Annotated in this window: 28 protein-coding genes and 1 tRNA gene; 23 read left to right on the forward strand and 6 right to left on the reverse strand. The window is 69.5% G+C overall.

Annotation, left to right across the window (positions count from 1 at the left end; all coding sequences use genetic code 11):
* Window positions 1-70: 70 nt before the first annotated feature.
* Genes DEJ49_RS25010 through tatA form a run of 3 tightly spaced genes read left to right on the forward strand, consistent with a single transcriptional unit; the run spans window position 71 to window position 3325 of the window.
* Entirely contained in the window at window positions 71-469 is a 399-nt protein-coding gene (locus DEJ49_RS25010) for an ArsR/SmtB family transcription factor (RefSeq protein WP_223832984.1), read from the forward strand.
* Window positions 462-3098, forward strand: coding sequence for a magnesium-translocating P-type ATPase (gene mgtA, locus DEJ49_RS25015; RefSeq protein ID WP_411757197.1), 2637 nt, complete (start codon window positions 462-464; stop codon window positions 3096-3098). The genes DEJ49_RS25010 and mgtA overlap by 8 nt, the downstream gene beginning before the upstream one ends.
* Window positions 3095-3325, forward strand: a complete 231-nt coding sequence (gene tatA / locus DEJ49_RS25020; RefSeq protein WP_150186206.1) for a Sec-independent protein translocase subunit TatA — start codon at window positions 3095-3097, stop codon at window positions 3323-3325. Before mgtA ends, tatA begins: the two co-directional genes overlap by 4 nt.
* Here tatA and DEJ49_RS25025 read toward each other — a convergent pair.
* Window positions 3320-3976 (reverse strand): YceI family protein, encoded by a 657-nt coding sequence (locus DEJ49_RS25025; protein WP_150186207.1) that lies wholly within the window; start codon window positions 3974-3976, stop codon window positions 3320-3322. The genes tatA and DEJ49_RS25025 overlap by 6 nt on opposite strands.
* Window positions 3977-4402: 426 nt before the next feature.
* Window positions 4403-5443: a helix-turn-helix domain-containing protein gene (locus DEJ49_RS25030; RefSeq protein WP_150186208.1), complete on the reverse strand. Its 1041-nt coding sequence runs from the start codon at window positions 5441-5443 to the stop codon at window positions 4403-4405.
* A gap of 165 nt (window positions 5444-5608) precedes the next feature.
* On the opposite strand from DEJ49_RS25030, the gene DEJ49_RS25035 reads away from it, so the two are divergent.
* A complete protein-coding gene (locus DEJ49_RS25035) occupies window positions 5609-6103 on the forward strand; it encodes an NUDIX hydrolase (protein ID WP_150186209.1) in 495 nt (164 codons plus the stop codon).
* A gap of 9 nt (window positions 6104-6112) precedes the next feature.
* On the opposite strand, the gene DEJ49_RS25040 is transcribed toward DEJ49_RS25035, so the two are convergent.
* From DEJ49_RS25040 to DEJ49_RS25050, 3 genes are all read right to left on the reverse strand, one after another.
* Window positions 6113-6958, reverse strand: coding sequence for an SLATT domain-containing protein (locus DEJ49_RS25040; RefSeq protein ID WP_223832985.1), 846 nt, complete (start codon window positions 6956-6958; stop codon window positions 6113-6115).
* A gap of 346 nt (window positions 6959-7304) precedes the next feature.
* Complete coding sequence (locus tag DEJ49_RS25045) at window positions 7305-7874, reverse strand: GNAT family N-acetyltransferase (RefSeq protein WP_150186210.1); 570 nt, start codon at window positions 7872-7874, stop codon at window positions 7305-7307.
* Window positions 7871-8644, reverse strand: a complete 774-nt coding sequence (locus tag DEJ49_RS25050) for a GntR family transcriptional regulator (protein ID WP_150188454.1) — start codon at window positions 8642-8644, stop codon at window positions 7871-7873. Before DEJ49_RS25050 ends, DEJ49_RS25045 begins: the two co-directional genes overlap by 4 nt.
* A 506-nt stretch (window positions 8645-9150) precedes the next feature.
* Here DEJ49_RS25050 and DEJ49_RS25055 point away from each other — a divergent pair.
* The 14 genes from DEJ49_RS25055 (at window position 9151) to DEJ49_RS25120 (ending at window position 19692) form a co-directional block, all read left to right on the forward strand.
* On the forward strand, window positions 9151-9336 hold the full coding sequence (locus DEJ49_RS25055) for a hypothetical protein (RefSeq protein ID WP_150186211.1): 186 nt from the start codon (window positions 9151-9153) through the stop codon (window positions 9334-9336).
* 176 nt (window positions 9337-9512) lie between these two features.
* Complete coding sequence (locus tag DEJ49_RS25060; RefSeq protein ID WP_150186212.1) at window positions 9513-9776, forward strand: DUF6284 family protein; 264 nt, start codon at window positions 9513-9515, stop codon at window positions 9774-9776.
* Window positions 9773-10666: a DUF2637 domain-containing protein gene (locus tag DEJ49_RS25065; RefSeq protein WP_150186213.1), complete on the forward strand. Its 894-nt coding sequence runs from the start codon at window positions 9773-9775 to the stop codon at window positions 10664-10666. Before DEJ49_RS25060 ends, DEJ49_RS25065 begins: the two co-directional genes overlap by 4 nt.
* Window positions 10663-11487: a phosphoadenosine phosphosulfate reductase gene (locus DEJ49_RS25070; protein ID WP_150186214.1), complete on the forward strand. Its 825-nt coding sequence runs from the start codon at window positions 10663-10665 to the stop codon at window positions 11485-11487. The genes DEJ49_RS25065 and DEJ49_RS25070 overlap by 4 nt, the downstream gene beginning before the upstream one ends.
* A gap of 75 nt (window positions 11488-11562) precedes the next feature.
* Window positions 11563-11889: a hypothetical protein gene (locus DEJ49_RS25075; protein WP_150186215.1), complete on the forward strand. Its 327-nt coding sequence runs from the start codon at window positions 11563-11565 to the stop codon at window positions 11887-11889.
* Between the two features lie 2 nt (window positions 11890-11891).
* Window positions 11892-12059, forward strand: coding sequence for a pRL2-8 (locus DEJ49_RS25080; protein ID WP_411757198.1), 168 nt, complete (start codon window positions 11892-11894; stop codon window positions 12057-12059).
* 67 nt (window positions 12060-12126) lie between these two features.
* Window positions 12127-14265, forward strand: a complete 2139-nt coding sequence (locus DEJ49_RS25085) for an FtsK/SpoIIIE domain-containing protein (protein WP_150186216.1) — start codon at window positions 12127-12129, stop codon at window positions 14263-14265.
* 202 nt (window positions 14266-14467) lie between these two features.
* Window positions 14468-14902, forward strand: coding sequence for a hypothetical protein (locus tag DEJ49_RS25090; RefSeq protein WP_150186217.1), 435 nt, complete (start codon window positions 14468-14470; stop codon window positions 14900-14902).
* 24 nt (window positions 14903-14926) lie between these two features.
* Window positions 14927-15334: a hypothetical protein gene (locus tag DEJ49_RS25095; RefSeq protein ID WP_150186218.1), complete on the forward strand. Its 408-nt coding sequence runs from the start codon at window positions 14927-14929 to the stop codon at window positions 15332-15334.
* A gap of 85 nt (window positions 15335-15419) precedes the next feature.
* Window positions 15420-16334, forward strand: coding sequence for a bifunctional DNA primase/polymerase (locus DEJ49_RS25100; RefSeq protein WP_150186219.1), 915 nt, complete (start codon window positions 15420-15422; stop codon window positions 16332-16334).
* Window positions 16331-16684, forward strand: coding sequence for a hypothetical protein (locus DEJ49_RS36495; protein WP_223832986.1), 354 nt, complete (start codon window positions 16331-16333; stop codon window positions 16682-16684). Before DEJ49_RS25100 ends, DEJ49_RS36495 begins: the two co-directional genes overlap by 4 nt.
* A complete protein-coding gene (locus DEJ49_RS25110; protein ID WP_150186220.1) occupies window positions 16681-17829 on the forward strand; it encodes a DUF3631 domain-containing protein in 1149 nt (382 codons plus the stop codon). Before DEJ49_RS36495 ends, DEJ49_RS25110 begins: the two co-directional genes overlap by 4 nt.
* Window positions 17830-18025: 196 nt before the next feature.
* Window positions 18026-18220, forward strand: a complete 195-nt coding sequence (locus DEJ49_RS25115; RefSeq protein WP_150186221.1) for a helix-turn-helix transcriptional regulator — start codon at window positions 18026-18028, stop codon at window positions 18218-18220.
* On the forward strand, window positions 18217-19692 hold the full coding sequence (locus tag DEJ49_RS25120; RefSeq protein WP_150186222.1) for a tyrosine-type recombinase/integrase: 1476 nt from the start codon (window positions 18217-18219) through the stop codon (window positions 19690-19692). Before DEJ49_RS25115 ends, DEJ49_RS25120 begins: the two co-directional genes overlap by 4 nt.
* 133 nt (window positions 19693-19825) lie before the next feature.
* Here DEJ49_RS25120 and DEJ49_RS25125 read toward each other — a convergent pair.
* A tRNA-Arg gene (locus DEJ49_RS25125) sits at window positions 19826-19897 on the reverse strand.
* A 200-nt stretch (window positions 19898-20097) separates the two neighbouring features.
* Here DEJ49_RS25125 and DEJ49_RS25130 point away from each other — a divergent pair.
* From DEJ49_RS25130 to thrC, 5 genes are all read left to right on the forward strand, one after another.
* On the forward strand, window positions 20098-20637 hold the full coding sequence (locus tag DEJ49_RS25130; protein WP_223832987.1) for a response regulator: 540 nt from the start codon (window positions 20098-20100) through the stop codon (window positions 20635-20637).
* 343 nt (window positions 20638-20980) lie between these two features.
* On the forward strand, window positions 20981-22096 hold the full coding sequence (gene nrtL / locus DEJ49_RS25140) for an ArgS-related anticodon-binding protein NrtL (protein ID WP_150186223.1): 1116 nt from the start codon (window positions 20981-20983) through the stop codon (window positions 22094-22096).
* A gap of 151 nt (window positions 22097-22247) precedes the next feature.
* A complete protein-coding gene (lysA, locus tag DEJ49_RS25145) occupies window positions 22248-23639 on the forward strand; it encodes a diaminopimelate decarboxylase (protein WP_150186224.1) in 1392 nt (463 codons plus the stop codon).
* Between the two features lie 103 nt (window positions 23640-23742).
* A complete protein-coding gene (locus DEJ49_RS25150) occupies window positions 23743-25035 on the forward strand; it encodes a homoserine dehydrogenase (protein ID WP_190329442.1) in 1293 nt (430 codons plus the stop codon).
* Between the two features lie 6 nt (window positions 25036-25041).
* Window positions 25042-26100, forward strand: a complete 1059-nt coding sequence (thrC, locus tag DEJ49_RS25155; protein WP_150186225.1) for a threonine synthase — start codon at window positions 25042-25044, stop codon at window positions 26098-26100.
* The last annotated feature ends 226 nt before the right edge of the window (window positions 26101-26326 follow it).

Here is a 26326-nt window from a genome sequence, read left to right on the forward strand (position 1 = left end):
GACGAGGCGGTGGACGAGAAGGGCGAGGGTTGTGAGAGCGGGAGGCCGACGGACGGCGCCGGACGGCGCGGTGGCTCCCGCGGAGGCTGTCGCCGGCGGCCACGACGGCCACGACGGCCACGACGGCCACGACGACCCGTCCCCGGAACTGCTCACGGAAGCGGCCGCAGCCTTCGGTCTGCTCGCGTCGTCCGCGCGGCTGCACATCGTGTGGGCCCTGGCGCAGGGCGAGAGCGACGTGAGCGGCCTCGCGGAGCGGGTGGGCGGCGCGCTGCCCGCCGTGAGCCAGCACCTCACCAAGCTGAAACTGGCCGGGCTCGTCGGGTCGCGCCGCGAGGGCCGCCGCATGGTGTACTTCGTCGCCGACCCCGACGTGGTGACGGTCGTACGTCTCATGGTCACCCAGCTCGCGTCGCGGGCCGAGGCGTCCACCGCCCCGGCCCGCCGTTTCCGCGGAACCGGTGCCTGAGGGTCCTCCGATGTCCGGACCGACCACGCACCAAGTCCTGCGCTCGCTGGAGACGGGACCGCGCGGCCTCACGGACGAGGAGGCCGACGCGCGCCTGGCCCGGTACGGCCCGAACGTGCCGCCGACCCGGGGCAGGGTGTCCTGGCCGCTCCGTTTCGTACGAGGGCTGCGCGACCCGTTCACCGCGGTCCTGTTCTGCCTGGGGCTCGTCTCGGCCGCCACGGCGGCCTGGGGCACGGCCTCCGTGATCACGGTCCTGGTGGCGGTGAGCTGTGCGCTTCGCGCGACCGGTGAGCACCGGGCCGACCGCGCGATGACGGCGCTGCGCGACCTGGTGCCGACGACGGCGACGGTCGTGCGCCGCCCGACGCCCGGGCAGGGGGCGACGTCCCGCGAAGTCCCCGCCGAGGAACTGGTCCCCGGCGACGTCATCCGGCTCGCCGCCGGGGACGTGATCCCGGCGGACGTGCAGGTGCTCACGGCGACGGGGCTGTCCGTGAACGAGGCACCGCTGACGGGCGAGTCGTCCCCGACGCCCAAAGAACCGTGGACGTGGACGGCGGCCGGGCCGGGGGAGCGGACGGAACACCTCTGCTTCCAGGGCGGCAGCGTCACCGCGGGCATCGGCACGGCGGTGGTGACGGCGACGGGCGGGCACACGCGGTTCGCCGGTACGACGTACGAGGCGACCGGCGCGACCGGCGGCGAGCGGTCAGGTGGAGTCGGCGCCTTCGACCGCTCCGTGTCCGGCATCTCCTGGACCCTCGTCCGCTTCATGCTGCTCACGCCCCCGCTGGTGCTCGTGGCGGACGCGGTGCTGCGCGGCCGGGGCCTGGAGACGCTGCCGTTCGCCGTGGCCGTGGCGGTGGGACTGACCCCGGAGATGCTGCCGGTCGTGGTGACGACGTGCCTGGCCCGGGGCGCCGCCCACCTGGCCCGCGCCCACGGCGTGATCGTCGGACGCCTGCCCGCGCTGCACGACCTCGGCGCCATGGACGTCCTGTGCGTGGACAAGACCGGCACGCTCACGCAGGACCGCCCCGTGGTCGACCGCAGCCTCGACGCGGCGGGCCGCGACACCCCCGAGGCGCTGCACTGGGCGGCGGTGAACGCGTGGTGGACCCTGCAGCTGGCCGACCCGCCCACGCCGGACGCGCTGGACGAGGCGATCCTGACCGCGCGGGAGCACTACGAGGGGTACGAGGCGTACGAGGCGTACGAAGGCATCGCGGCCCTGCCCTTCGACCCCGTACGCCGCCTCGCCACCGCAGTGGTCACCCGTCCCGGCGCGGACCTGGGAGTCCACACGCTGGTGGTCAAGGGCGCCGTGGAGAACGTACTGGAACTCTGCGCCCTGCCCGAGGAGGAGCGAGCACGCCTCCAAGCCCTGGCAGCCCACCAGGCGGCGGAGGGCCTGCGCGTCCTGGCCGTGGCGACGAAAGACCACGACCGCCCGGCACGGCGCCGACACAACGCGCCCCGACCCCCACCGGACCCGCACGGGCTCACCCTCATCGGCTTCGTCACCTTCCACGATGCCCCGGACCCGGCAGCGGGCCCGGCCCTGCGCGCGCTCGCCGACCGAGGCGTCACCGTCAAGATCCTCACCGGCGACCACCCCGGCACGGCCGCCCGCATCTGCCGAGACCTGGCCATGCCGCCCATGGCCCCCGACGCCACCCGCACGGCCGAGGACATGGACGCCGTGCCTCCCACCGACGTCGCGGCCTTGGCGGATCTAGCTGACCGCACCACGGTCTTCGCCGGCTGCACCCCCGCCCACAAAGCCCGCGTCGTGGCGGCCCTGCGCGCCAACGGCCGCACCGTGGGCTTCCTCGGCGACGGCGTCAACGACCTGCCGGCCCTGCTCGCGGCCGACGTGGGCGTGGCCCCGCACGACGCGGTGCCGGTGGCGAGGGAGGCGGCGGATGTGCTGCTGCCTCAGGCGGGCGGCCTGGCAGCCATCGACCACGCCGTCACCGCGGGCCGGAGCAGCGGCACGAACATAGCCACGTATCTGCGCATCACACTCTCCTCGAACCTCGGCAATGTGATCGCGATGCTCACCGCGGCGCTGCTCCTGCCCTTCCTGCCGATGCTCCCGGCCCAGGTACTGGTCCAGAACCTCTGCTTCGACGTGGCCCAACTCGCCTTCGCCCACGAACGCCCCGCCCCCACCGCCCTGCGCCGCCCCACCACGCTCCGCCCCCGCGCCTTCCTCCGCGTCATCACGGGCTTCGGCGTGCTCAACGCGGTGGCGGACCTGGCGACCTTCGCGGTCCTCGCGCTCGCGGCACCGGGCCCGACGGGAACGGAGGACGAGTCCCTGTTCCACGCGGGCTGGTTCACGGAGAACCTGCTCACGCAGGCACTCGCCATGCTGCTCCTGCGCGGCGCGGCCTACGCGACGACCGCCCCGGCCGGAACAGCCACCACCACCCCTGTCACCCGCGCGGCACTGGCCCTGGCGGCCGCAGGCATCCTCGTCCCCCTCTCCCCACTGGGCCCACCGCTGGGCATGACGCCCCTGCCACCCCTCTACTACGCACTGCTGACCGTGGTCCTGACGCTCTACGCGACGACAGTTGTACAGTTGCGCAACAAGGCAACTATAGGAGGGCCCAAATGATCCGCAACGCCCTGCAGCCCTGGCACCTACTGGTCGTGCTGCTCGTGGTCGTCGTGCTGTTCGGCAGCAAAAAACTCCCGGACGCCGCCCGCTCGGTGGGCAAGTCCCTGCGCATCCTCAAGAGCGAGACGAAGGCGCTGAGGGAAGAGGACGCCCAGCGGGAGCAGGAGTGGGAGCAGGAGCGGGGGCAGACCGGACGGCGAACCGGTGCGGACGTCACCTCATGACGTGGCGCGAATCGCCGAGATGTCGAACTGCAGCCGCACCTTCTCGCTGACCATCGTGCCGCCCGCGGCGAGGCGCTGGTTGTAGACGAGTCCCCAGTCGGTGCGGTCGATGGTGGTGGTGCCGTCGAACCCGACGCGCTCGAACCCGAAGGGGTCCACGACCGACCCCAGGTAGTCGAGTTGCAGCTCGACGGGCCGCGTGACGTCGCGGATGGTCAGATCCCCGGTCATACGGAAGGTCTCACCGCCTTCGTGGACGGTGGACGTGCTGCGGAACACCATCTCCGGGAAGCGGCGCGCGTCGAAGAAGTCGGTGCCGACGAGGTGCGCGTCCCGCTGCTCCACGCCCGTGTCGACGCTGCCGACCCGGATGACGATCTCGGCCCGCGACGCGGAGGGCCGGTCGCCGTCGAAGTGCAACGTGCTGTCGTAGTCGGCGAAGGCGCCCCGGACGGTCGTCACCATCGCGTGCCGCACGGAGAATCCGACGCGGCTGTGCGGCCGGTCGATGGTCCACTGCCCGGTGAGCCCGCGCAGCGCGGAGTCGAGCGCGACACCGCCACCGGTCGAGGGGTACGCGCCGGACGCGCCGGAGCCCCCGGCCGACGTCGGCTCGATGGTGGCGGTCTGACGACGGCTGAAGATGCCCACGGGTTTCGTACCCTCCCTCGACGATGATCGCTCCGTGCTATCACGCGGCCCACGCCCACCACCTCGCAAGATGGGCGGCCTCGTCCGGGTTCCATGGTGCCGACGGCAAAGCTGCACAGGATCGACATGATGTGGATGCACGGTCGGACGCCGTACGTGACGCACGGTTACGACACGGAGTGCCGGGGCGGGGGAGGGCGCCGACGCCCCGAGTTGCCCCCCGGCCGGGCCCGGCGCCCCCGGGCGGCGTGCCGGAGCCACCGACACGCACGCACCGCACGCACCGGGACATCGTCGGCCGACACACCGCCCCATCCCTCACCAGGTGTACGCGCCCCTACGCCCTCCCCCGTTCCTTCGGGCGCAGTGGCGGACACAGGCGGCGAACCCCCGACCTCGCCGCCGCCCCAAAGTCTTCCGGCCCGTTCACTCGACGTCGTTGACCATGGGCGCACTCTTGTTGACCGCCAGCGCACTCCCGTCGCTCAGCAACGTGCGCGCGCGGACCTCGCTGGGCGTGAGCCCGTACGCGGCACGGAACGCGCGGGTGAAGACGGCGGGCCGGGTGAACCCCCACCGGGCCGCGATGGCGCCGACGGGCACGGCGGCGAGGGCGGGATTGGCGAGCGCCCGCCGACACCGCTCGAGCCGCAGCTGCCGTATCCAGGAGGACACGGTCAACCCTTGCTCCTGGAAGAGCCGATGCAAATACCGCGTAGAAATATGATGAGCAGCAGCAATGCTGTCAGGATTCAATCCTGGATCACGCAGATGCCGCCGCACATGACTCTGTACCCGCAACAACAGGGCGCGCGTACGGCTCTCGGCCGGTAACGAGAGGTCGTTGTCGAGGTGCTGGGCGGCAAGATGTCCCACGAGGTCGACGAGCGTATGAGTGAGCCGATCAGCGGCAGCGGCCGTATCCCCGAACTGCCCCGGATCGCCCACCACTTGGCACATGAAATGAGAAAGCAGTGCCCCGAACCCGTCCTGCCCGGACAGGGGCCGGGAGACGAGATCGGGAAGACGGTCGACGGGAAACGGCAACAGATGCATGGGCAGGGTGGCCACGATGCTCCGCGTCGGAGCACCACTCTCGTCCATCCGCCGCATCCACCCCGCAAAGGGCGAGGAGGACTCGTAGAACAGAAAATTCCCGGCCCCGAACTCCACATTCCGCCCACCCTGCTCAAACCCGCTGAGCCCCTGCAGGGTAAGAGAAACCTGCAGACTCCCAGGATCCCCTCTCCGAATATGCCGAGCGGTCCGCCGCACCTCGGCCGACGGATAGGACATGGTGGTCAACGTAGCGGCACCGAGGTCCACATGATCGACGGCCACAGGAAAGTCATCGGTGAAGTCACTGCGCAAGGTAGTCGCGATCGGCGAAGCGGACTTCAACCCGAACCACCAGTCAAACCGCTCCGCCGGGGGCACACCCTCACTGGACAGACCCGCTCGAATCATGACCCAACCCTCTCGCTAGCACACGCCCCCTCAGGCCCCCACCCCCCACCCAAGCCTGCAACCCCCACCCCCGAACGGGGAAGCCTCCACTACGCCTGCCCGGCACACCTACAAGACCGGCACAGACGTTGGTCAACAACCCAACGCCCGCATAGCGTCCCGAAGATGGACTCACCAACGCCGCGCTCCGCAGCCCGAATCCTCTGCCTGGACGCCTCCCACCGCCTGCTCCTCATGCGCTGGCAGGACCCGTTCGACGGTTCATGGCTCTGGGAGCCGCCCGGCGGCGGCATGGAGCCGGGCGAGACCCCACTGGCGGCAGCAAGACGCGAACTGACCGAGGAAACGGGCCTGGACCCGGCCGCCGTCCTGAACGAGTCGATACTCGTAGACCGAGATTTGTACTGGAACGGCAAGCGGCACACAGGAACGGAACACTTCTTCCTCGCCCGCTACACGGAAGACGAACCACCCCTGACCCGGACGGGCCTGCTCCCCGCCGAAAAAGCCAGCCTGGACAGGCACATTTGGATCGCCCGGCCGAACTTGCACGCCCTGGAGGACCCGGTCGAACCCCCACAACTGCTGACCCTGCTCGCGACATTGGCCCCGGCCGGCCCGTGGCGCGACCGCGCCCGCGACGGGCGTGCAACGCCGTAAACGGGTCGGCTAGATGACCTCCTGCCGGCCCTGGTGGGGCTGGTCCAGTTGCTGTTCCCGTTTGCGCTGTTCATCCCGCAGGGATTCCACGGTCTCGGCGAACCGCGCCAGGTTCTGCTTTTCGTCGCTGTCGCCGTACGGGGGAATCGCGAGATCCAGGGCAGTGAGGTGCTGTTCGATGGAGTCCGCGGTCTGCTGCAAGTTGAAACTGCGCTCACGGAACTTGTAGTAGCCCATCGTGGACGTGATGACCGATACGCCGGCTCCGAGGCCGATGAGCAGGCCTTTGCCGGGCTGCGGCGGATCGTATAGGGCGGCGACGGCGGGAATGGCGGCGGAAGAGAGGATCAGCAGCCACTGCAGACCGTTGTGCCAGCGGCTGTACCGCCGCCCCTCGGAACGGAGCCGCCCGACCTCCGCCGGGATGGCGTCCCGATAGGAGTACCGGCGCTCGTACGCGGGACGAGCGACGTACGCGGCTACGAGGACACGCTGTTCCTCGGCCAGCTCGAGATCGAGCCGCAGGTCAGGCACGGACTTCGACGCCTTGGCGCCGTTCTCGCCGACGACCTGCAACGAAGAGGACCGAACAACGAGCAGAACCCCTGCCGCAGTCAGGCCACCGACCGCGATCAGCCCGAGGAAATTGACCATGCCCATGTCGTAGCGGCCCCAGGTACGGGCGGTGACGACGATCAGAGTCGCCAGCAACGCCATGGCCAAGCCCACCACGAGCACCCCGGCCAGAGTCCCTCTGCGCATGCGGGAAATGTCCCGCTTGAGCTGAGCCACCTCCCGCTTGTGCGCGATCAGGGTCCGTATCTGGTCGTCGAAGGCAGGGGCAAGCTGAGTCATGTACGGGGGTCCCTCGTGCTCGTACGACGCCTGATGACTGGTCAGGCGGTCTCGGGAGGGTACCGGGCGCGTCGGACTGATCCGCCCGCACATACGCGAAGACCCCGGCCTCAGCGTTTCCGCTGGTGACGGGGTCTTTGGGCACCTAATACAAGGTGCCCCCGGCAGGATTCGAACCTGCGCACACGGCTCCGGAGAGAGCGCGCCGATCACTATCAACACCCCTTCTGACCTGCGGTGGAGCCCCACCCGGGCACGGCTGGCAGTGTGGCGTGTCGGGCGTGTGTCGCAGGGGCCTCTGCACGCTGTCGGGGGAGCGTGCAGAGGGTTGGTTCCGGCCCTCGTCTCAGGCCGCGAAGGGGAGCCGTGCCGGAGCTGGCGTGAGGTCGTGGAAGTCGTGAACCGAAGGACGCGCTTCGCGCTGCGCGAGCCATCCGGAAACGCGAGGGCCGCCGTTCACCGCAGTGCCCTCACTGACCGTGCGCACATGCGTGAACCCCTGCGCGAGGTAGTAGCGCTGCAACGCCTCGTTCGCAGTCCACGCGTCCAGACGCAGCCATTTCGCCCCGGCGCGGTGAGCCCGGTCACCGGCCCAGTCGAGAAGGCGGCCGCCGATGTTCTGTCCGCCGTACTCGCGTCCCACAGTGAGCTTGTTGACGAACATGCAGGGTTCCCGCAGCTCGTCTTCAGTCCAGAGACCTTCTTCGGCATCCGGGGTCAGCGTGATCGTGGCGGCAGTCATGTGTCCGTCCTGGAGCATGAAGACGTGCCCGGATTCGATCGTGGCGAGCAGCTTGTCAGCCGGGTACGGGCGCTGCCACTGGTCCGTTCCGAGCTGAGACAGCCAAGCCGCCGCCTCCTCTCGGAAGGCAAGCAGCTTGGCCACGTCATGCGGTTCCGCAGGGCAAATCTTCACTGGGGTTCGTTCTCTTCCCGTCCGGCCAGATTGCCGATCTCGTAGTTCATCTGGTTCAGGTCGCCGCGGAAGGTCGTGACTGTGCAGCGAATCGGCCGGTCCTCCGAGTAACCGGTACGGGTCCACAGGAGCACAGGCACCCCGGCGCCGATCTCCAAGAGCCGCGCCTCTTCGGGCGTCGGCATTCGCGCGGCGATCTCGTCGAAGTAGCCGATCTGCTCGATGCCGTACGACGCGAGGTAGCGGGTGGTGCCTTCCTCGATATCGCCGGGCTGAGCGAGCCGGGGAGACTGCTCTGCGAGCCACCCCGGGTACCAGGTGGCTTGTGTGGACCACGGCACGTCATCGACGTACCGGTGGCAGAACCGCAGGACCGTAGTCGAACCAGCATCGACCTTGAGTCGTTCGGCGACGTCCGGGGACGCGGGGGTCATCTCCACTCGGAAGGTCTGATGCGGGCGGCGGCCGGCGTTCGTGACGTCGGTTCTGTACGCGTCCCCGTTCTGAGGGAAGCTCAGGTTCTCGAACCGCGACGCGTTCAGCTTGAAGACCTCGTGGGACCGAACCTCGTACCCCAACCCCTGGCTCGACGAGACGAGCCCTTGGGTCACCAGGAGGCTCAGCCCGTTCCGGACCGTGTTCCGCGAAGCGTCAAAACGCTTCATCAGCTCGCTTTCAGAGGGCAACCGCGCACCCGGCGCGTACGTGCCGCTGTCGATCTCTCGGCGCAGGGCGTCGGCCACCTGTTGGTACTTCGGTTGCTTACTCATGCGCCCATCATGACGCACTCGGTCAACTTGTTGGTACATGTGGGCCCCAATCCCTTGACGACTCACCGTCCGTGGGTGCAACATCACTGCATCAGCTTGTACCAACAAGTTGAGCAAGCGGTGCAATTCCTTTGAGTTGCCGTCGTCTGCACTGAACGCGCTCGGTGAGCCCCGTGAAGACGGGAGCCCCTGACCTGGGGGTTACCGCGCTCATCGAAAGCGATCGTGGCGCCCTCGCGGCGTCTTGAGAACTCAACAGAGTGCTGAGGATTCCCGCCCCACCTCGCAGCAAGAGGGCGGACGCGCACCGGTCCTCTCCGGTGCGCGGTACAGCACAACCCGACCCCTCCGCAGTGCTGCGTGTGCTGCGGCCGGTTGCCTCCGCTGCTCGTCTCGCACGAGCAGCGCTGAGGGGAGCCGGAATTACCGACTTCAACGGCGCGCGACCCCGGTGCTGAACACCGGGGTCGCTGCTCATGCCGTTGCGTCCACGAGAGGACCTCGTCATGTTCGGCAAGCGCAAGGCCGCGACCACTCCCACCGCACAGACCGACCAGTACCGTCTCAAGGCCACCGGCCGACGGGTCACCGTCCTTGAGCACCTCAGCGGCGGTGAGGTCCGTATCGCCATGGACAGCGGCCACATCACGCGGGACGACATCGTCAGTGCCCGCGACATCACCCCCGCCTGACCCGACATTCAGTCCCGTCCCGGCACCGGATCGGCGCCGGGGCATTCAGGTCGCTGTCAGCGGCCGTGCCGCGCATAGTTCGCGGCCATTCAACCGATAACGGTGCGAGCCCCCGGAGCTGGAACTCCGGGGGCTCTGTTGGGGCCGTTGCTACCTGCTAGGGAGAACTCCGACCCATGATGCACATCGCTGCACTTCAGGCGGCCGTTACCGCCGACGGAATCGAGGGCGAGCCGACGGCCGCTGAGCTGGACGCCATCGAACACGAGCTGCCCGCGATCCTCGCCGACGTCGAGTTGCTGGACGCACAGATCATTACCCTGGACCGGGTTCCGAACGAGGTCGACGCCCGACGTCTCCGTCGGGCCCACCGCAAGGTGCTCGCCGCCCGACGCGCCCTCACCAACACGCCCCACGGCATGGCGGGGGGCGCGGCATGAACCGCAAGGGCAAGACCCTGCTGGTGCTCGCGCTGGTCGGCGTGGTCGGCATGGCCTTTCGGGTCTCGTGGAACGCATTGCGGGACATCGCGAACGCGGTCGGTGCCGACGAGCGGGCCGCGACGCTGTACCCGTTCGTGGTCGACGGTCTGATGGCGCTGGCCCTGGTCGCCACCCTCGTCCTGGTCGGCGACGACCGCAGGTTCGCGCTGCGGGTGCTGGGCACCTACACCGTCGCCTCGCTGGTCCTGAACTACGTGCATGGTCTGGTGCCGGAACTGCACGACCAGACCGTGGCCTGGGGTCGACTGGCCGACTGGGACCTGGCCAACTGGGTGCTGGTGCTGCTGGCCACGTCGCTGCCGGTCGGGTCGATCTACTTCGGATCGGATCTGGTCGCCAAGGTGCTCCACCACCGCCCCGCCCCGATCGACCCGCCGATGATGAATGCGGAGGAATCTACTGAGACTGTCGTAAAACGGTCTACGGCTGACCTGCCGGTATCGACTCCGGCGCCGATCAACGCCAGCGCGATGACGCTGCCCCGACCTGTGCCTGTCGGCTTTGTGAAGTCGGCCCTTCCGGCCAAGCCGCCCCGCTCGATCGCTCCGGCTCCGGTCGTGCCGATCGAGCGGGGCGTGGTGGCTGCCGAGTCAGCCCGACCGCGTCGCGCCACCGGCCGCGTGCCAGACGCGGCGAAGCCGCGACAGCCCAAGCGCACGCCGGAACAACTGCTCGCCGAAGCACGGGCGGCGACGGCTGCTTGGCCGGACGCGAAGGTGACCGGCGAGGGCATCCGCCGCGCGATCCGCACCTCCCCGGCCAACGCCCGGGTGCTGCGGGACACGCTCCTTGCGGAGCGGGCCCGCATGGCGGGGGTGGCCACATGAGCACGCCCACCACCGCGGCGGTGAAGTCGTTCAGCTTCGGCGGGGGCTGGCAGTCCATGGCCGCCCTGGTCCTCGCCGCCCGTGGGGAGCTGGACTATCGCACGTTCTTGATGGCGAACGTCGGGGACGACTCCGAGCACCCCGGCACCCTCGCTTACCTCAAGCAGTACGCCCTCCCCTACGCCAAGGCCCACGGCCTTGAGCTGGTCGTCCTGGATCGGGTGATGAAGCGCTCGGGTGAGGTCCGCACCCTGTTCCAGGACCTCACCCGCGAGGGCTCGCGGTCGCTGAAGATCCCGGTACGGATGTCGAACGGGGCCCCCGGCACCCGCTCGTGCACGGCTCAGTTCAAAATCAAGGTCGTTGGCGACGAACTCAAGCGCCGCGGTGCCACCAAGGACGCCCCGGCCACGGTCGGGATCGGCATCAGCCTCGATGAGATTCACCGGGCGAACAAACGGCGCTGCGAGCCGCACGAGATCATCGAATACCCGCTGCTCGAACGCGGTATCCGCCGCATCGACTGTGCCCGGATCATCCGCAGCGCGGGCCTACCGGTGCCGCCGAAGTCCTCGTGCTGGTTCTGCCCCTTCAAGCGGCCGGAAGCCTGGCACGACATGCGCCGCGACGAGCCGGAGCTGTTCGAGCGGGCGTGCCAGCTCGAAGAGCTCTTGAACCGCCGCCGAGATGAACTCGGCAAGGACCATGTCTGGCTGACCCGGTTCAACCGGCCGCTACGGGCCGCGATCCCGGACGGCGTGGACACGCTGCCGTTCGACGAATTCGACTCCGGCTGTGACTCCGGCTGGTGCATGACCTGACCTCCGCTTCATCCCCTCGTGCGGGGCCTTTGCGCGCCCCGCACCTCCTCTCTCTGCCTCTCCTAGGAGTGAGTGATGGGCAAGCCCGACACGCGCCACCTCGACCGCCAGATTCGCGAGACGACCCGCAAGCTCGACGCGGCCCGGCAGCGCCAGATGTGGCCGCTGAACGGACGTGAACGCCGCGCCATCCTCGCCGCTATGACCAGCGTTTCCGTCAAGGTGGCGCGGCACAAGAGCACCGATCGCGACGTCACGAAGGCCGACCAGGCGTGGGAGTCGGCCGCGACGCGGCTTCAGGCGGAGATCACCGCCCTGGAGACGGAGCGGCAGAACGTCGTGAACGCGGCGGCTGCTGAGAAGGCGGCCAAGACCGCGAAGAAGTCTTCGGGGTGGTGGTGACCGTGGCTGCCAAACCGGCGCCTCCCGGTGAGTGCCCGCAGTGCTGGGCGCACGCGCACGACAAGAGCATCCACAGGGCCCTCAAGGGCGAGCAGTGCCTGCCGTGCCTGGACCACATGAACAACGGCCACCCCGTCCTGGTGCCCAAGAAGCCGTCCAGCTGGTGGTGACCACCCCCGCCCCTGCTCTTCCCCTCGCCTTCCCGCCCCGTCTGGGGCAGTCAGGAGTGATGCCGTCATGAGCGGCAACGTCGTACCCCTGCACAAGACCCCCGCCCCGCCCGACATCGCGCCCAGCAGCGAGCAGGGCCCGAACCTGACCGTGGTGCCCGAGCCCGCCCCGGCGCCGGTCGCTCCGCTGTGGGTGCGCTCCGGGCGTGCCGTGCGGCATGCGGTCACCCACGAACGCACTGTTGAGGTCGGCCGGTTGGCCGTGCGGCACAGCATGTACGTAGTCGGTGGCACGAGGATCGTGACCCGTCGGGCTTGGGATGGCCGTACCGGTGCCCGCTACGAACGCCTCCTCCGCGCTGCTGAAGCCACCGGGAACTATGAGGTGGCCGCGGAGTGGGAGGAGCGGCTGCAGCGCTTCCGCGAAGCCCGTCACCGCCGCCGCATGGACCTCCTGAAGTCCCCCGTGGACGTGGCCAAGGGACTCGCGGTCGGGACCGGCGCCGGCATCGGCACGCTCGTCGGGCTCGGGGTCGTGCTGGCCATCGCGAACGAGGACATCACTGACGTCCTCACGCCGTTGCTGGCGGTCATCGAGTTCATCCGCCTGCTCATCACCATCGTGTCCGTCGTCTGGGGCCCCGCGCTGAAGATCGGACCGCTGCTGGTGCTGCTCGCGCTGTGGAGCGTGGGCCGCAAGCAGCAAGCCGCACCGAACTGGGTGCTCCCCGCCAACGCACGCTCCGGCGAGGGCGAACCCATCACCCCATCCATCGTCGTCAAGGCCCTGGGCGACCTCGGCGTGCCCGCGCTGCGCAACGCCATCAAAGAGATGGGCGATGCGGGCGCGGCGATGCTGGGACCGATCCGGATCGCCGGATGCGGCGTCGAAGTCGACGTCACCCTCCCGTCCGGAGTGTCCACGGTTGAGGTGCAGCAGCGGCGGCGCAAGCTCGCCGAGAACCTGACCCGGCACGAGCACGAGGTGTTCATCACCATCCCCGAAGCCGCCCGAACGGTGCGCCTGTGGGTCGCCGACTCCGGTGCGCTGGACGAGCCGATCGGTCCGTCTCCGCTGGTCACCGACGAGACGATGACCGCGGACTACTGCAAGGGCAAGGCGCCGTGGGGTCAGGACCTGCGCGGCGATGCCGCCGCGCTCAGCCTCTACCAACGCCACCTGCTCATCACCGGCCTGTCCAACCAGGGCAAGACCGTCGCCCTGCGCTCCCTGGCCCTGTGGCTGGCCCTGGACAAGTCGGTGCAGTTCCTCATGGGCGACCTCAAGGGCGTGGGCGACTGGGCCATGTTCGACGGCCTCGCCACGACGCTCATCCAGGGGCCGACCGACGAGCACGTCATCGAGGTCACCGAGATGGTCGAGGCCGCGGTCGAGGAGATGAACCGTCGCATCCAAGCCCCGCCCGGCACCACCTTCCCGCCCCTGATCGTCCTCGTCGACGAGGCGCAGGTGGCGTTCATGTGCCCCGCCAAGGACGAGGACCGGCGCCCCTACGGCGGCTCGAAGGCCAACTCCCGCTACTTCATGGCCGTCCGCAAGATTCACAACCAGGGCCGTGCGGTGAACGTCCTGATGTGGCAGGGCACCCAGGACCCGACAAACGAGAACCTGCCCAAGCTCGTGCGCGAGGGCGCCCACACCCGCGCCTCCCTCGCGCTGGGCACGGAGTCGCAGGCGCGGATGGCGCTCGGCGATAAGGCGGTGGATGGGGGCGCGGCCCCGAACCTGCTCCGTCCCGGCTTGGATCAGGGAACCCTGATCCTGGCATCCAGCGGCATCGACATCCCACAGGGCCAGTCGTCCATCACGGTGCGCACGCACTACATCAACGACGACGACGCCAAGGCCATCACCGAGCGCGCGAAGGCCCTGCGGGACGGGGTCACCACCTTGCACGCCATCGACCGGAGTGAGCAGCGCGACCCGCTCACGGACATTCTCTCCGTGCTCGGGGACGCGCCCCGCGTGCGGACCAAGGACGTGCTTGCGCGGCTCGCCACGCTCGACGCGGGCACGTACGGCGAGTGGTCGTTCATCAACCTCAAGCGGGTTCTCGACAACGCGGGGGCGGAGCCGTACAAGTCCGATGGCGTCATGGTCGTCTCCCGTGACCGGGTCGCCCGCGCCCTCGCCAACCGCCCCGAGGACGAGGGTCCGGACGCTTCCATTTCGCACATCGACTAGAGGGAGCCGAGCCGCTTCGGGGCAGGGAGGCAGGGAGAACTCCCTGACCGCCTCCCTGCCCCGCCTCCCTGCCCCTGACCTGCACAAATGATCGTTCAGGGAGGCAGGGAGGCACCACAGGTCACCCCCCTGAAACCCCCTCCTGAGAGCCCCCGGAAGGGGGTGTCTCTGCCTCCCTGAACGCTTGATGAAGGGATTCCGCATGCATTCCGACACCACCCCCGAGGCGGCCGTCACGGGCGCCGATCTGAGCGAGGCGCAGGCCGACGTTGAGGCACGCCGGATCATCGCCGACGCCTACCGCGACACCACGCCCGTCGCTCAGCCCGGACGGCCCCCGATGAGTCAGGGCGCCACCGATGCCAGCGTGCTCCTGCTCGCCGGGGGCGCCACCACCGTCATGGTCGGCGGCACCGCGAGCGCGCTCATGTATGTCTCGCAGTTCGCCGACCCGATCGTCTGCGGCCTCGTCTTCGGCGCCCCGAGCTTCCTCGTGCTCGCCCTGGCCCGCCTCGCCCGACGGGCCAAGCCCGCCCCGGACATCCACCACCACTACGCCGGTCCGGTCCATCAGGACCAGCGCACCGTCCACAGCCGCACCAGCGGCGTGTGGGCCAAGACCACCAACCAGCACTGACCAGCCCGGGGAAGGAAATCCACTGTGAGCAGCGGACAACACTGCAAGACCATCCGCTACATCGCCCCGACGGAGGCGTACGCGCTGGCCCCGAGCATCCTCAGCGAGATCGGTTGGACGACACGCACCGTCGCCGACGCGGAGTGCTTCGACGAGTTGGAGCGGGAGTACTACCTGCGCAAAGCCGCGCTGCTCGACCGCATCGCGCTGCTGGATGAGCCCGACCTGTTCAGTGACGATGACGTCACGGAGACCGCGCTCGCCGCGGCCCTGATGCTGCTGGACATCGACCGGCCGCACCTCGCCGCGCACCTCGCGGCAGAGGGCGAGAAGGACCCGCGCGGCTACGTCCGCCAGCAGTACGACCGGCAAGCCGTCTGTGTCTGCGACGACCCCGGCGAAGGCCCCTGCTTCCTGCACCCCGACCGCTAGCTACGCCAAGGGCGGCCCCCGCATCTCGCCAAAGAACCGGGGCCGCCCTTGTCACCAGCACCTATCAGAACTGGAGACATCCAGCATGACGCAACCGACCGACATCCGGCGAGAGAGCCTGCTCACCGCCGCTTTGAACGCTGCGGAACGGGGCTGGCACGTCTTCCCGCTCCGTCCCGGCACCAAGCGGCCCGCGCTGCACGGCGAAGCCGCCTGCCCGCGCACCGGCCCGTGCGTCGACGGGCACCGTAAGTGGGAGCAGCGGGCCACGACCGACGTGGACCGTATCCGCGCCACCTGGTCGCACGCCCCGTACAACGTCGGCATCGCCACCGGCCCCTCCCGACTGCTCGTCGTCGACCTGGACATGCCCAAGGACAACGGCAGTACGGACGCGCCTTGCGGCGCGACGACCTTCACGGCGCTCTGCGAGCGCGCCGGGCATGCCGTCCCCGACACCTACCGCATCCGGACTGCGAGCGGTGGGCAGCACCTGTACTTCACCGCCCCGAGCAGCGTCCGGCTGGCCAACACGGCTGGCACGCTCGCCCGGTTGGTGGACACCCGGGCGTGGGGTGGCTACGTCGTCGCTGCGGGCAGCGTCACCCCGTCCGGAAGCTACGAAGCTCTCAGCGGCCCTCTGGCGGCCCCGGTGCCGTCCTGGCTGCTGAGCATTCTCAAGCCATCCCCTAAGCCCGCACAGGCCCCTTCTGTGGCTGTAACGGCACAATCCCGCCGATACGCCGACACTGCGCTCGCCAACGAGACGCGCACCGTCAGTGGGGCCCAACGCGGGGAGCGCGAGGCGAAGTTGTTCGCGGCGGCGCGAGCCCTGGGGCGGTTCATCGCGTGGGGCGACCTCCCCCGAGCACGGGTGGAGGCTGCTCTTCAGGAGGCGGGGGAGGCCACGGGACTGCCGGCGTCACAGTGCCGCTCGACTCTGCGCAGCGCGCTGAACTGGTCCATCGCCCACAACCCGCAGCGCCGGACGACCGCATGAGTACCCCCAACCGCCCCCGCCTGAAGAGCATTCCGCCCACCACGACCGACCCGCGCCCCGCCGAACAGCGTGGGCCGCGCCCGACCGTGGGCGCCCCGAAGGGCGTCGCCGAAGGCGTCCCCACTGCTGTTCGCCCTGACTCGCAGGCTGGCGACGGGCGGTACGCCATCGCGTGGCTGCACATCTGCGCCCCGCGCGGCGCGATGCCCACCGCCACCTCGCGATGCGAGTGCGGCCGCGACCGCAGCGCGGTCGGCCTCCTGAAGGTGCTCACCCTCATCACCGACCACAAGAACCACCGCGACGCATGCCCCCTGCGCAACCCCCAGGAAGGAAGGGCCGCCGCATGAACGAGACCATCGACGGCGCGGCACTGCTCGACGAGGTGGAGACCTTCCACCGGCGCTTCAACGTCTTCCCCCACGAAGCCGCCTACGTCGCCGTGGTGCTGTGGGACGCGCATGCCCACCTCATCGACTGCTTCGAGTCCACCCCGCGCCTCGCCTTCCTCTCCCCGGAACCGGGGTCCGGCAAGTCCCGCGCACTGGAGATCGTGGAAACCCTGGTGCCCAATCCGATGGCCGCGGTCGACGCGTCCGCCGCAGCCCTCTTCCGCGCCGTGTCCGGAGTCGAAGGGAGTCGGCCCACGATCCTCTTCGACGAGATCGACACCATCTTCGGCCCCAAGGCGGGGGAGAACGAACAGCTGCGCGGGTTCATCAACGCAGGCCACCGCCGCAACCGGCCGATGTTCCGGTGTGTGGGCGACGGTGCGAACCAGACGGTGCAGGCCTTCCACTCCTACACCGCTGTCGCCGTGGCGGGACTGGGGCACCTGCCCGCCACGATCCGGGACCGCTCCGTCAGCATCCGCATGCGCCGCAGGGCCCGCAACGAGCAGATCGAGCCCTACCGGACCCGCATCCACGAGAAGGAAGGGTTCGCGCTGCGCGACCTGCTTGCCGCGTGGGCGACGCAGGTCACCGAACGCGTCGCGAATGCCTGGCCGCAGATGCCCGACGACGTCACGGACCGGCCCGCGGACGTGTGGGAACCGCTCCTCGCCGTCGCGGACGCGGCAGGCGGAGCCTGGCCCGAGCGGGCCCGCACCGCGTGTGTGTCCCTGGTGACCGCCTCGCGTTCCGACGACAAGGGCAGCATCGGCGTGCGCCTGCTCACCGACCTGCGCGACCACGTCATGGCAGGCACCGACCGCCTGCCCACCGTCGCCATCCTGGACCGGCTCAACTCCCTGGATGACGCACCCTGGGCCGATTTGGGCGGCAAGCCGCTGGACAACCGGCGCCTGTCCAAGATGCTCGCCGAGTACATGACGGCCGACATCGAGCCCATCACCTCCCGCAACATCAAGACCGGCGCGAGCGTCCTCAAGGGCTACTACGCCGCTGATCTCCACGACGCGTGGCAGCGCTACTGCCCCCCACCCCCTGAAAGTCCGCTACCTCCGCTACCGGGCACCGAAAACCTGGCCTGACCAGCAGCGATGCGGTAGCGGCAAGCCATCGTGCTTGCCGCTACCCATCCGCTACCGCTACCTCAGCCGCTACCGTCCGCACCCCCTCTGACCTGCGAGGTAGCGGAGGTAGCGGGAGTAGCGGCCCTGGGAGACCGGGGTCGGGCATCCAGGCCCCCGACGCACCCTCGACCACAACAGAAGAGAGGACCGCGGCATGAGCGTCCGCGCGAGGGACGAGAAACTGACGATCAAGGAAGTGCTGGCCGACCTCAAGGTTGCCCCGGCAACCTTCTACCGGTGGCGCCAACTCGGCAAGGCTCCCCGTTCCATCAAACTCCCGAACGGCGATATCCGAATCCGGAAGTCCGAGTATGAGCGCTGGCTCTCGGAGCGGGAGGACGCTGCGTGAGCACCAAGAGCAACAGCACGGCCGGGCGCCCGCGTGGGTCAGCCCGGCCGGGCTACACCTTTGATGTCAAGCTGTGGGTGATTTCGAAAACGGGACGCAAATCCCGTCCATGGCGCGTCCGTTGGGTGGTATCCGGTCGAGTATGGGGCGGGACCTTCGCTACGTACCCGCTCGCTGAGAGTCGCCGAAATGAGCTGTGGAACGCGATGAACAGGCGGGGCGAAGCGTTCGAGATTGCTTCGGGACTCCCCGAGTCTGAAGTCCGGAACGCGGAATCCGTTGAAGCGGAAAAGGCCAAGGCGAAGAACGACCCCAACTGGTGGCTTTTCGCTCGGGAGTTCATGAAGCGCCGTTGGCGTACGGCAGCGGCTAAGACGCGTGAAGGATTCGCTGACAGTCTGGCGTCCGCAGCCTTGGGGATGATGGCGGAGAGGAGTGACGCCCCGGACGCTCTAACCGTGCGACGTGCTGTGAGGTGGGCCGTTGTCCCGTCCCACGCAGACGAGGAGCCGCCGCCTGGTCTGGAGAAGGCATGTGCCTGGCTTGCTGAAAACGCTCTGCCGCTCTCGGCGCTCACAACCTCCGACACGGCAGAGGATGTGCACTACCGGCTCGCTTACAAGCTGGACGGAAAGCTCGCAGCGAAGGACACGTACAAGCGTCGCCGCAGAGGATTCAACGCCGCGATGAATTATGCGGTCCAGCGTGGATACCTCGAATCGAACCCCATTGCCGAGTTGGAGCGGTATGCCACAGCGGGGCGTGGAGCGATTGACCCGCGCGTCCTCATGAATGCTCGCCAGGGGCGCGATTTCCTCACCGCCGTTTCGTACATCGGGTCAGTGCACCGGAACCGGGGGAGGCGACTGGTCGCATTCTTCGGATGTATTTTGTACGCCGCGATGCGTCCGGCGGAAGTCGTTGCCTTGAGGCTTGAGGACTGCCATCTACCCGAAACCGGATGGGGTGTGCTCACCCTTCGGGAGACCCGTCCCGTATCCGGCAAGACGTGGACCGACTCAGGCGAGCGCCACGACAAGCGCGGGTTGAAAATGCGGGACCCCGACACCGACCGTCCCGTTCCCATCCCGCCTGTACTCGTGGCGATGCTCCGGGCCCACGTGAAGGAGTTCGGTACGGCGGCGGATGGACGGCTGTTCCAGAACGAGCGGGGCGGTCTGGTGGGCACGTCCAGCTACTGGCGTGTCTGGCAGGAAGCCCGCCCGTTCGCGTTCCCGCCGCACAAGGTCGCGTCACCGCTCGCCGGGAAGCCATACGACGCTCGCGCCACATGCATCACGGACTGGCTTCGCTCCGGGCTCCCCGTGGCGGAGGTGGCCCGCCGCGCAGGCACGTCCCCAGAGGTCATCGACCGGCACTACGCGGGCTGCATCGACAACAGCGAAGCGGAGGACAACAAAAAGATCGAAAGAACCATGGGGTGGTCGGAGGACGACGCCGACGCGGCCTAGAAACTGTGTCGGAGGTGTGTCGCGAACACTGAGAGACAACGAGAAAGAGCGGGAATCAGTGAGACTGACTCCCGCTCTCTCGTGTCGGCATCCGCCCAGCTCAGCGCATGATTTCCGCTGGCTGTGTGGCGAGTGCCCCCGGCAGGATTCGAACCTGCGCACACGGCTCCGGAGGCCGTTGCTCTATCCCCTGAGCTACGGGGGCGTATCAGCACGCTTGCGCGGTGACGGGTAGAACCCTACCAGCTCTCCAGGGCTCGCCATGAACAGGTATTTCCGTGCCTCCGGGGCGGGCCGGGAGCGGGGTCCTCCCGAGGGGGAGGGGAGCGGTGGCCGGGCGCGCCGCACGGGGCGGAAGTAGGGAAAACCGGGACGCGGTGGTGGGCGCGGACCTACTCTCGAGTTGTGCCAGGCGTGCCCGGCCGCGTGCTTGTTGTGGACGACAACAAGGTCATCCGGCAGCTGATCAGGGTCAACCTCGAGCTGGAGGGCTTCGAGGTCGTGACCGCGGCCGATGGTGTCGAGTGCCTGGACGTCGTGCAGCAGGTCCAGCCCGACGTGGTCACCCTCGACGTCGTGATGCCCCGGCTCGACGGGCTCCGGACCGCGGCGCGGCTGCGGTCCGACGCACGCACCCGTGATCTCCCCATCGTCGTCATCAGTGCGTGCACGCAGTACGAGGTCGAGAGCGGCCTCGATGTCGGTGTCGACGCGTTCCTCGCCAAGCCCTTCGAGCCGAACGAACTGGTCGGCATCGTCCGCCAGTTGATCTCGGCCGAGGGGAAGCGGAGAGGGAAACGGGACGGTGTGGGGGAGGGGGAGCCGGAGCCCGAGTCCGAGGGGGAAGGTGAGCCCGACTCCGGTGGGGAAAGAGTGCCGGAAGGCGTCACGGTCGGGCGTGATCTCGGTCGCGGTGGCGCGGGGTGTGAGTCCTCGGAGCAGTAGCGGGCGTGGCTGCGGTGCCGGGGCCGGGGCCGCAGCCGGTGAGTCGGTGCTCATGGCGGGGGCGGTGAGTCGCTGCCGGTGCGCCGGTGACGTTCGCGGAGCCGGTGTCGGTGTCGGTGCCGGTGTCGGTGTCGGTGCCGGTCGCGCAGTCGGTGCCGCTGCCCGTCGCGGAGACGGTGTCGGTGTCGAGGCGGCCGAGTCGACGTGGCCCGTGTCGACGTGGCCCGTGTCCGGGGCGCCTGACCCGTCACGCAGGTCGGTGGTCGCGTCGGCCCGTCCACATCCCGGACCATCCCCGAAACCGAGTCGCCTACCCACCCCCCTCCTCCCATACGCTGGACCCGTGACCCCCGTCGAGCTCTCCCGCACCGTGCTGCGCGCCATGCGCCAGGCCGTCGATGCCGGGGAGCTCGGCGTGGCCGTCACCGCGTCCGCCGACGCGGGAAACGTGCGGGTCGAGCGGCCCCGGCCAGGGGGACGCGGGGACTTCGCCACGAACGTCGCCCTCCAGATCGCCCGCGCCGCCGGACGCGCACCACGCGACGTCGCCGAGGTGCTCTCGTCGCGACTCGCCGCCGAGGCCGGTATCGCGAGCGTCGACATCACCGGACCCGGGTTCCTCAACATCACCCTCACGGACGCCCGTGCCCGCGCCGACGCCCTCGTGCGCGAGATCCGCGAGCGCGGCCGCTGCTACGGCCACGTCCACCCCGACACCGGCGGCATCGCCCAGATCCACGTCCCCCGCGAGCTACGGGCCGCCGTCCTCGCCGACAGCGCCCGCCGCATCCTGCGCTCACAGGGCGTCCTCGTCCGGGTGACGTGCGACGACGAGCCCGACCCGGCCCTGGCGGACGCCCTCGGCGCCCTCGGCGTACGCATCGACGCGTACGGTCGGCCCCCCGAGCCCCTCCCCACCCTCCGCCCCGTACCGGTCGCCGCCCCCGTTCCCGCCGACGCCGTCCTCCGCCTCGGCCGCGACGCCGCACGCTGGGCCCTGCTCCACCCCGCCCCGCACGACCACCCCCGCGTCACCCCGGAGCAGGGCGGCGACGACCACCTCGTACAGCGCGAGAGCAATCCGCTGTTCCGCGTCAGGTACGCGTACGCCCGCACCCGCGCCCTCACCCGCAACGCGGCCGCCCTCGGCTTCACCGCCCAGCCGGACGGCGCCCCGGATGCCACCGCCCAGGCCCTGGTCGACGCCCTCGGCGACTACCCCGCCACCCTCGCCTCCGCAGGGCGCCACCGCGCCCCGGACCGACTCGCCCGGCAGCTCGTCGTCATCGCCGACGCGTTCCTGGCCTTTCAGAGCGCCCAGCAGGGAGCCGTCCTGCCGCGCGGTGACGAGAAACCCTCGGCCGCCCACCGCGCCCGGCTGGCCCTCGCCGAAGCCGCCGGGACGGTGCTCGCCGGTGGCCTGTCCCTGCTCGGCATCGACGCACCCGAATTCCTGTGACACCCGTGAGTGAGCAGCAGAGCGACAGGCGGCATCCCGTGCACCGCGTGCGGTACGTGTCTTGCGAGAAACACGTACCGCGCCCCGCACCCGCCCCGCCCGCCCCGCTTCCTCACCTCCGTCACCCCGCAAGAGACGAGACACCACACCCATGAGCCGTTCCGCCCACCCCGCAGGCCCCCGTCACGCCGACGTGCTCCCCGAAGGGCACTACAGCGCGCCGCCCGCCGATCTCAACGCGCTGGACCCCAAGGTCTGGTCCCGGACCGTCACCCGTGACCCCGACGGGGTCGTGACCGCCGGCGGCATCACGGTGACCCGGCTCGCCGAGGAGTTCGGTACGCCCGCCTACTTCATCGACGAGGCCGACTTCCGTGCCCGGTGCCAGGCCTGGCGGGACGCCTTCGGCAGCGAGGCCGACGTGTTCTACGCCGGGAAGGCGTTCCTGTCGCGTGCCGTCGTGCGGTGGCTGCACGAAGAAGGGCTCAACCTCGACGTGTGCAGCGGGGGCGAGCTCGCCACCGCCCTCGGCGCCGGGATGCCCGCCGAGCGCATCGCGTTCCACGGGAACAACAAGACCCCGGACGAGATCGAGCGCGCCATCGCCGCCGGCGTCGGCCGCATCGTGCTCGACTCCTTCCAGGAGATCGTCCGCGTCGCGCACATCGCCGAGCGGCTCGGCACGCGGCAGCGCGTGCAGATCCGCGTGACCGTGGGTGTGGAAGCGCACACTCATGAGTTCATCGCCACCGCGCACGAAGACCAGAAGTTCGGCATCGCGCTCGCGGGCGGGCAGGCCGCCGAGGCCGTGCGGCGCGTGCTGAAGCTCGATTCGCTGGAACTCATCGGGATCCACTCCCACATCGGGTCGCAGATCTTCGACATGGCCGGGTTCGAGGTCTCCGCCCGCCGCGTCGTGCAGCTGCTCGCCGAGGTGCGCGACGAGCACGGCGTCGAGCTGCCCGAGATCGACCTCGGCGGCGGGCTCGGCATCGCCTACACCTCCGACGACGACCCCCGCGAGCCGCACGAGATCGCCGCGGCGCTCAACGAGATCGTTTCGCGGGAGTGTGCCGCGGCGCAGCTCCAGGTCCCCCGCATCTCCGTCGAGCCGGGGCGCGCCATCGTCGGACCCACCGCCTTCACCCTTTATGAAGTCGGCACCGTCAAGCCCCTCGAAGGGCTGCGGACGTACGTGTCCGTGGACGGCGGCATGTCCGACAACATCCGCACCGCGCTGTACGACGCCGAATACACCGTCGCCCTCGTCTCCCGCTCCTCCGACGCCGAGCCCGTCCTGGTGCGTGTCGTGGGCAAGCACTGCGAGAGTGGTGACATCGTCGTACGAGATGCTTTCCTTCCGGCGGATCTCGCGCCCGGTGACCTGATCGCCGTGCCCGCGACCGGCGCGTACTGCCGCTCGATGGCGAGCAACTACAACCACGCACTTCGCCCGCCCGTCGTCGCCGTGCGCGACGGCGAGGCGCGGGTGATCGTCCGGCGTGAGACGGAGGAAGATCTCCTGCGTCTCGACGTCGGATGACGCAAAAGATGAAATAGATGTCTCAGGATCCGGACGATGGACAGAAAGTCCGTTCCGGTGGGTGAGACTGGTCCCACCGTAGATGTATGAGAAGTGAGGTCGGATGATGCGTACGCGTCCGCTGAAGGTGGCGCTGCTGGGCTGTGGGGTTGTCGGCTCAGAGGTGGCGCGCATCATGACGACGCACGCCGACGACCTCACAGCCAGGATCGGCGCCCCGGTGGAGCTCGCCGGGGTCGCCGTCCGCCGCCCCTCCAAGGTGCGTGAGGGAATCGATCCGTCACTGATCACCACCGACGCGACCGCACTGGTCAAGCGTGGGGACATCGACGTCATCGTCGAGGTCATCGGGGGGATCGAGCCCGCTCGGACCCTCATCACCACCGCTTTCGAGCACGGTGCCTCCGTCGTCTCCGCCAACAAGGCGCTCATCGCCCAGGACGGGGCCGCGCTGCACGCCGCCGCCGTGGAGCACGGGCGGGATCTCTACTACGAGGCCGCCGTCGCCGGGGCCATTCCGCTGATCCGGCCGCTGCGCGAGTCCCTCGCCGGTGACAAGGTCAACCGCGTGCTGGGGATCGTGAACGGGACGACCAATTTCATCCTCGATGCGATGGACACGACGGGGGCCGGCTATCAGGAAGCCCTCGACGAGGCCACCGCGCTCGGGTATGCCGAGGCCGACCCCACCGCCGATGTCGAAGGCTTCGACGCCGCCGCCAAGGCCGCCATCCTCGCCGGGATCGCCTTCCACACGCGCGTGCGTCTCGACGACGTGTACCGCGAGGGCATGACCGAGGTCACCGCCGCCGACTTCGCCTCCGCGAAACGGATGGGCTGCACCATCAAGCTGCTCGCCATCTGCGAGCGGGCCGCCGACGGTGAATCCGTCACCGCGCGCGTGCATCCCGCGATGATTCCGCTCAGCCACCCGCTGGCGTCGGTGCGAGGGGCGTACAACGCCGTCTTCGTCGAGGCGGAGGCCGCGGGGCAGCTCATGTTCTATGGGCCCGGCGCCGGTGGCTCGCCCACCGCGTCCGCCGTCCTCGGCGACCTCGTCGCCGTCTGCCGCAACAAGCTCGCCGAGGCCACCGGACCCGGCGACTCCGCGTACACCCAGCTGCCCGTGAGCTCCATGGGCGAGGTCGTCACGCGCTACCACATCAGCCTCGACGTGGCCGACAAGCCGGGCGTGCTCGCCCAGGTCGCGACGGTCTTCGCCGAACACGGCGTATCGATCGATACGGTCCGTCAGACGGGCAAGGACGGCGAGGCCTCCCTCGTCGTCGTCACCCACCGCGCGCCCGACGCCGCCCTCAGCGGCACCGTCGAGGCGCTGCGCAATCTCGACACCGTGCGTGGTGTCGCCAGCATCATGCGGGTTGAAGGGGAGTAAGCAGCAATGACCCACCAGTGGCGCGGAATCATCGAGGAGTACCGGGACCGTCTTCCGGTCTCCGGCACCACGCCGGTCGTGACGCTCCGGGAGGGCGGCACGCCGCTCGTGCCCGCGCAGGTGCTCTCCGAGCGCACCGGCTGCGAGGTCCACCTCAAGGTCGAGGGCGCCAACCCCACGGGGTCCTTCAAGGACCGCGGCATGACCATGGCGATCACCAAGGCCAAGGAGGAGGGCGCGAAGGCCGTCATCTGCGCCTCCACCGGCAACACGTCGGCGTCCGCGGCGGCCTATGCCGTACGCGCCGGAATGGTCTGCGCGGTCCTCGTGCCGCAGGGCAAGATCGCGCTCGGCAAGATGGGCCAGGCGCTCGTCTACGGCTCGAAGATCCTCCAGGTCGACGGCAACTTCGACGACTGCTTGAACCTCGCTCGAGGTCTGTCGGAGAACTACCCGGTGGCACTGGTCAATTCGGTGAACCCGTTCCGCATCGAGGGCCAGAAGACCGCCTCGTTCGAGATCGTCGACGCGCTCGGCGACGCGCCGGACATCCACGTCCTTCCCGTCGGCAACGCCGGCAACATCACCGCCTACTGGAAGGGCTACAAGGAGTACGCGGCCGACGCGGTGTCGACCCGTACCCCACGGATGTGGGGCTTCCAGGCCTCCGGCTCCGCGCCCATCGTGCGCGGCGAGATCGTCAAGGACCCCTCGACGATCGCCACCGCGATTCGCATCGGCAACCCCGCGTCGTGGCAGCACGCGCTCGCCGCGCGCGACGAGTCGGACGGCTTCATCGACGAGGTGACGGACCGTGAGATCCTGCGCGCCTACAAGCTGTTGGCGTCCCAGGAGGGCGTCTTCGTGGAGCCCGCGTCGGCCGCCTCGGTCGCCGGCCTCCTGAAGGCCGCCGAGCAGGGCAAGGTCGACAAGGGGCAGCGGATCGTCTGCACGGTCACGGGCAACGGGCTGAAGGACCCCGATTGGGCCGTCGCCGGTGCTCCGCAGCCGGTCACCGTCCCGGTCGACGCGGCCGCCGCGGCTGAGCGTCTCGGTCTCGCGTAACGCCGAGCGCCACGGTCTCGCGTCACCACGCGGGCCGACCGGGCCGACGAAACCCGCGACCCTGTACAGGGGGTGGCACAGGGGGCTTACGACACGCATCGTGCGCCTCCTGTGCGCCCTATGTCGCCACAGAACCTTCCTTCGATAGGCTGTACCGAACCCGCCCGCCGCATATGCCGCGGTGCCGCCGTTGTCCGCGGCCTTCGGGTGTTCCGTACATGTGGCA

Origin of the sequence: Streptomyces venezuelae, assembly GCF_008642335.1 — a bacterium.
Lineage (GTDB): Bacteria > Actinomycetota > Actinomycetes > Streptomycetales > Streptomycetaceae > Streptomyces > Streptomyces venezuelae_F.

What these genes read in the sequence shown, in the direction of transcription:
- DEJ49_RS25100 (WP_150186219.1), top strand. Translation starts at nt 15,420, where the DNA reads ATGACGCAACCGACCGACATCCGGCGAGAGAGCCTGCTCACCGCCGCT.
- DEJ49_RS25030 (WP_150186208.1), bottom strand. Translation starts at nt 5,443, where the DNA reads ATGATTCGAGCGGGTCTGTCCAGTGAGGGTGTGCCCCCGGCGGAGCGG.
- DEJ49_RS36495 (WP_223832986.1), top strand. Translation starts at nt 16,331, where the DNA reads ATGAGTACCCCCAACCGCCCCCGCCTGAAGAGCATTCCGCCCACCACG.
- lysA (WP_150186224.1), top strand. Translation starts at nt 22,248, where the DNA reads ATGAGCCGTTCCGCCCACCCCGCAGGCCCCCGTCACGCCGACGTGCTC.
- DEJ49_RS25055 (WP_150186211.1), top strand. Translation starts at nt 9,151, where the DNA reads ATGTTCGGCAAGCGCAAGGCCGCGACCACTCCCACCGCACAGACCGAC.
- DEJ49_RS25040 (WP_223832985.1), bottom strand. Translation starts at nt 6,958, where the DNA reads ATGACTCAGCTTGCCCCTGCCTTCGACGACCAGATACGGACCCTGATC.
- DEJ49_RS25060 (WP_150186212.1), top strand. Translation starts at nt 9,513, where the DNA reads ATGATGCACATCGCTGCACTTCAGGCGGCCGTTACCGCCGACGGAATC.
- DEJ49_RS25050 (WP_150188454.1), bottom strand. Translation starts at nt 8,644, where the DNA reads ATGAGTAAGCAACCGAAGTACCAACAGGTGGCCGACGCCCTGCGCCGA.
- DEJ49_RS25090 (WP_150186217.1), top strand. Translation starts at nt 14,468, where the DNA reads ATGCATTCCGACACCACCCCCGAGGCGGCCGTCACGGGCGCCGATCTG.
- thrC (WP_150186225.1), top strand. Translation starts at nt 25,042, where the DNA reads ATGACCCACCAGTGGCGCGGAATCATCGAGGAGTACCGGGACCGTCTT.
- DEJ49_RS25110 (WP_150186220.1), top strand. Translation starts at nt 16,681, where the DNA reads ATGAACGAGACCATCGACGGCGCGGCACTGCTCGACGAGGTGGAGACC.
- DEJ49_RS25065 (WP_150186213.1), top strand. Translation starts at nt 9,773, where the DNA reads ATGAACCGCAAGGGCAAGACCCTGCTGGTGCTCGCGCTGGTCGGCGTG.
- DEJ49_RS25070 (WP_150186214.1), top strand. Translation starts at nt 10,663, where the DNA reads ATGAGCACGCCCACCACCGCGGCGGTGAAGTCGTTCAGCTTCGGCGGG.
- tatA (WP_150186206.1), top strand. Translation starts at nt 3,095, where the DNA reads ATGATCCGCAACGCCCTGCAGCCCTGGCACCTACTGGTCGTGCTGCTC.
- DEJ49_RS25150 (WP_190329442.1), top strand. Translation starts at nt 23,743, where the DNA reads ATGATGCGTACGCGTCCGCTGAAGGTGGCGCTGCTGGGCTGTGGGGTT.
- DEJ49_RS25075 (WP_150186215.1), top strand. Translation starts at nt 11,563, where the DNA reads ATGGGCAAGCCCGACACGCGCCACCTCGACCGCCAGATTCGCGAGACG.
- DEJ49_RS25085 (WP_150186216.1), top strand. Translation starts at nt 12,127, where the DNA reads ATGAGCGGCAACGTCGTACCCCTGCACAAGACCCCCGCCCCGCCCGAC.
- DEJ49_RS25115 (WP_150186221.1), top strand. Translation starts at nt 18,026, where the DNA reads ATGAGCGTCCGCGCGAGGGACGAGAAACTGACGATCAAGGAAGTGCTG.
- DEJ49_RS25035 (WP_150186209.1), top strand. Translation starts at nt 5,609, where the DNA reads ATGGACTCACCAACGCCGCGCTCCGCAGCCCGAATCCTCTGCCTGGAC.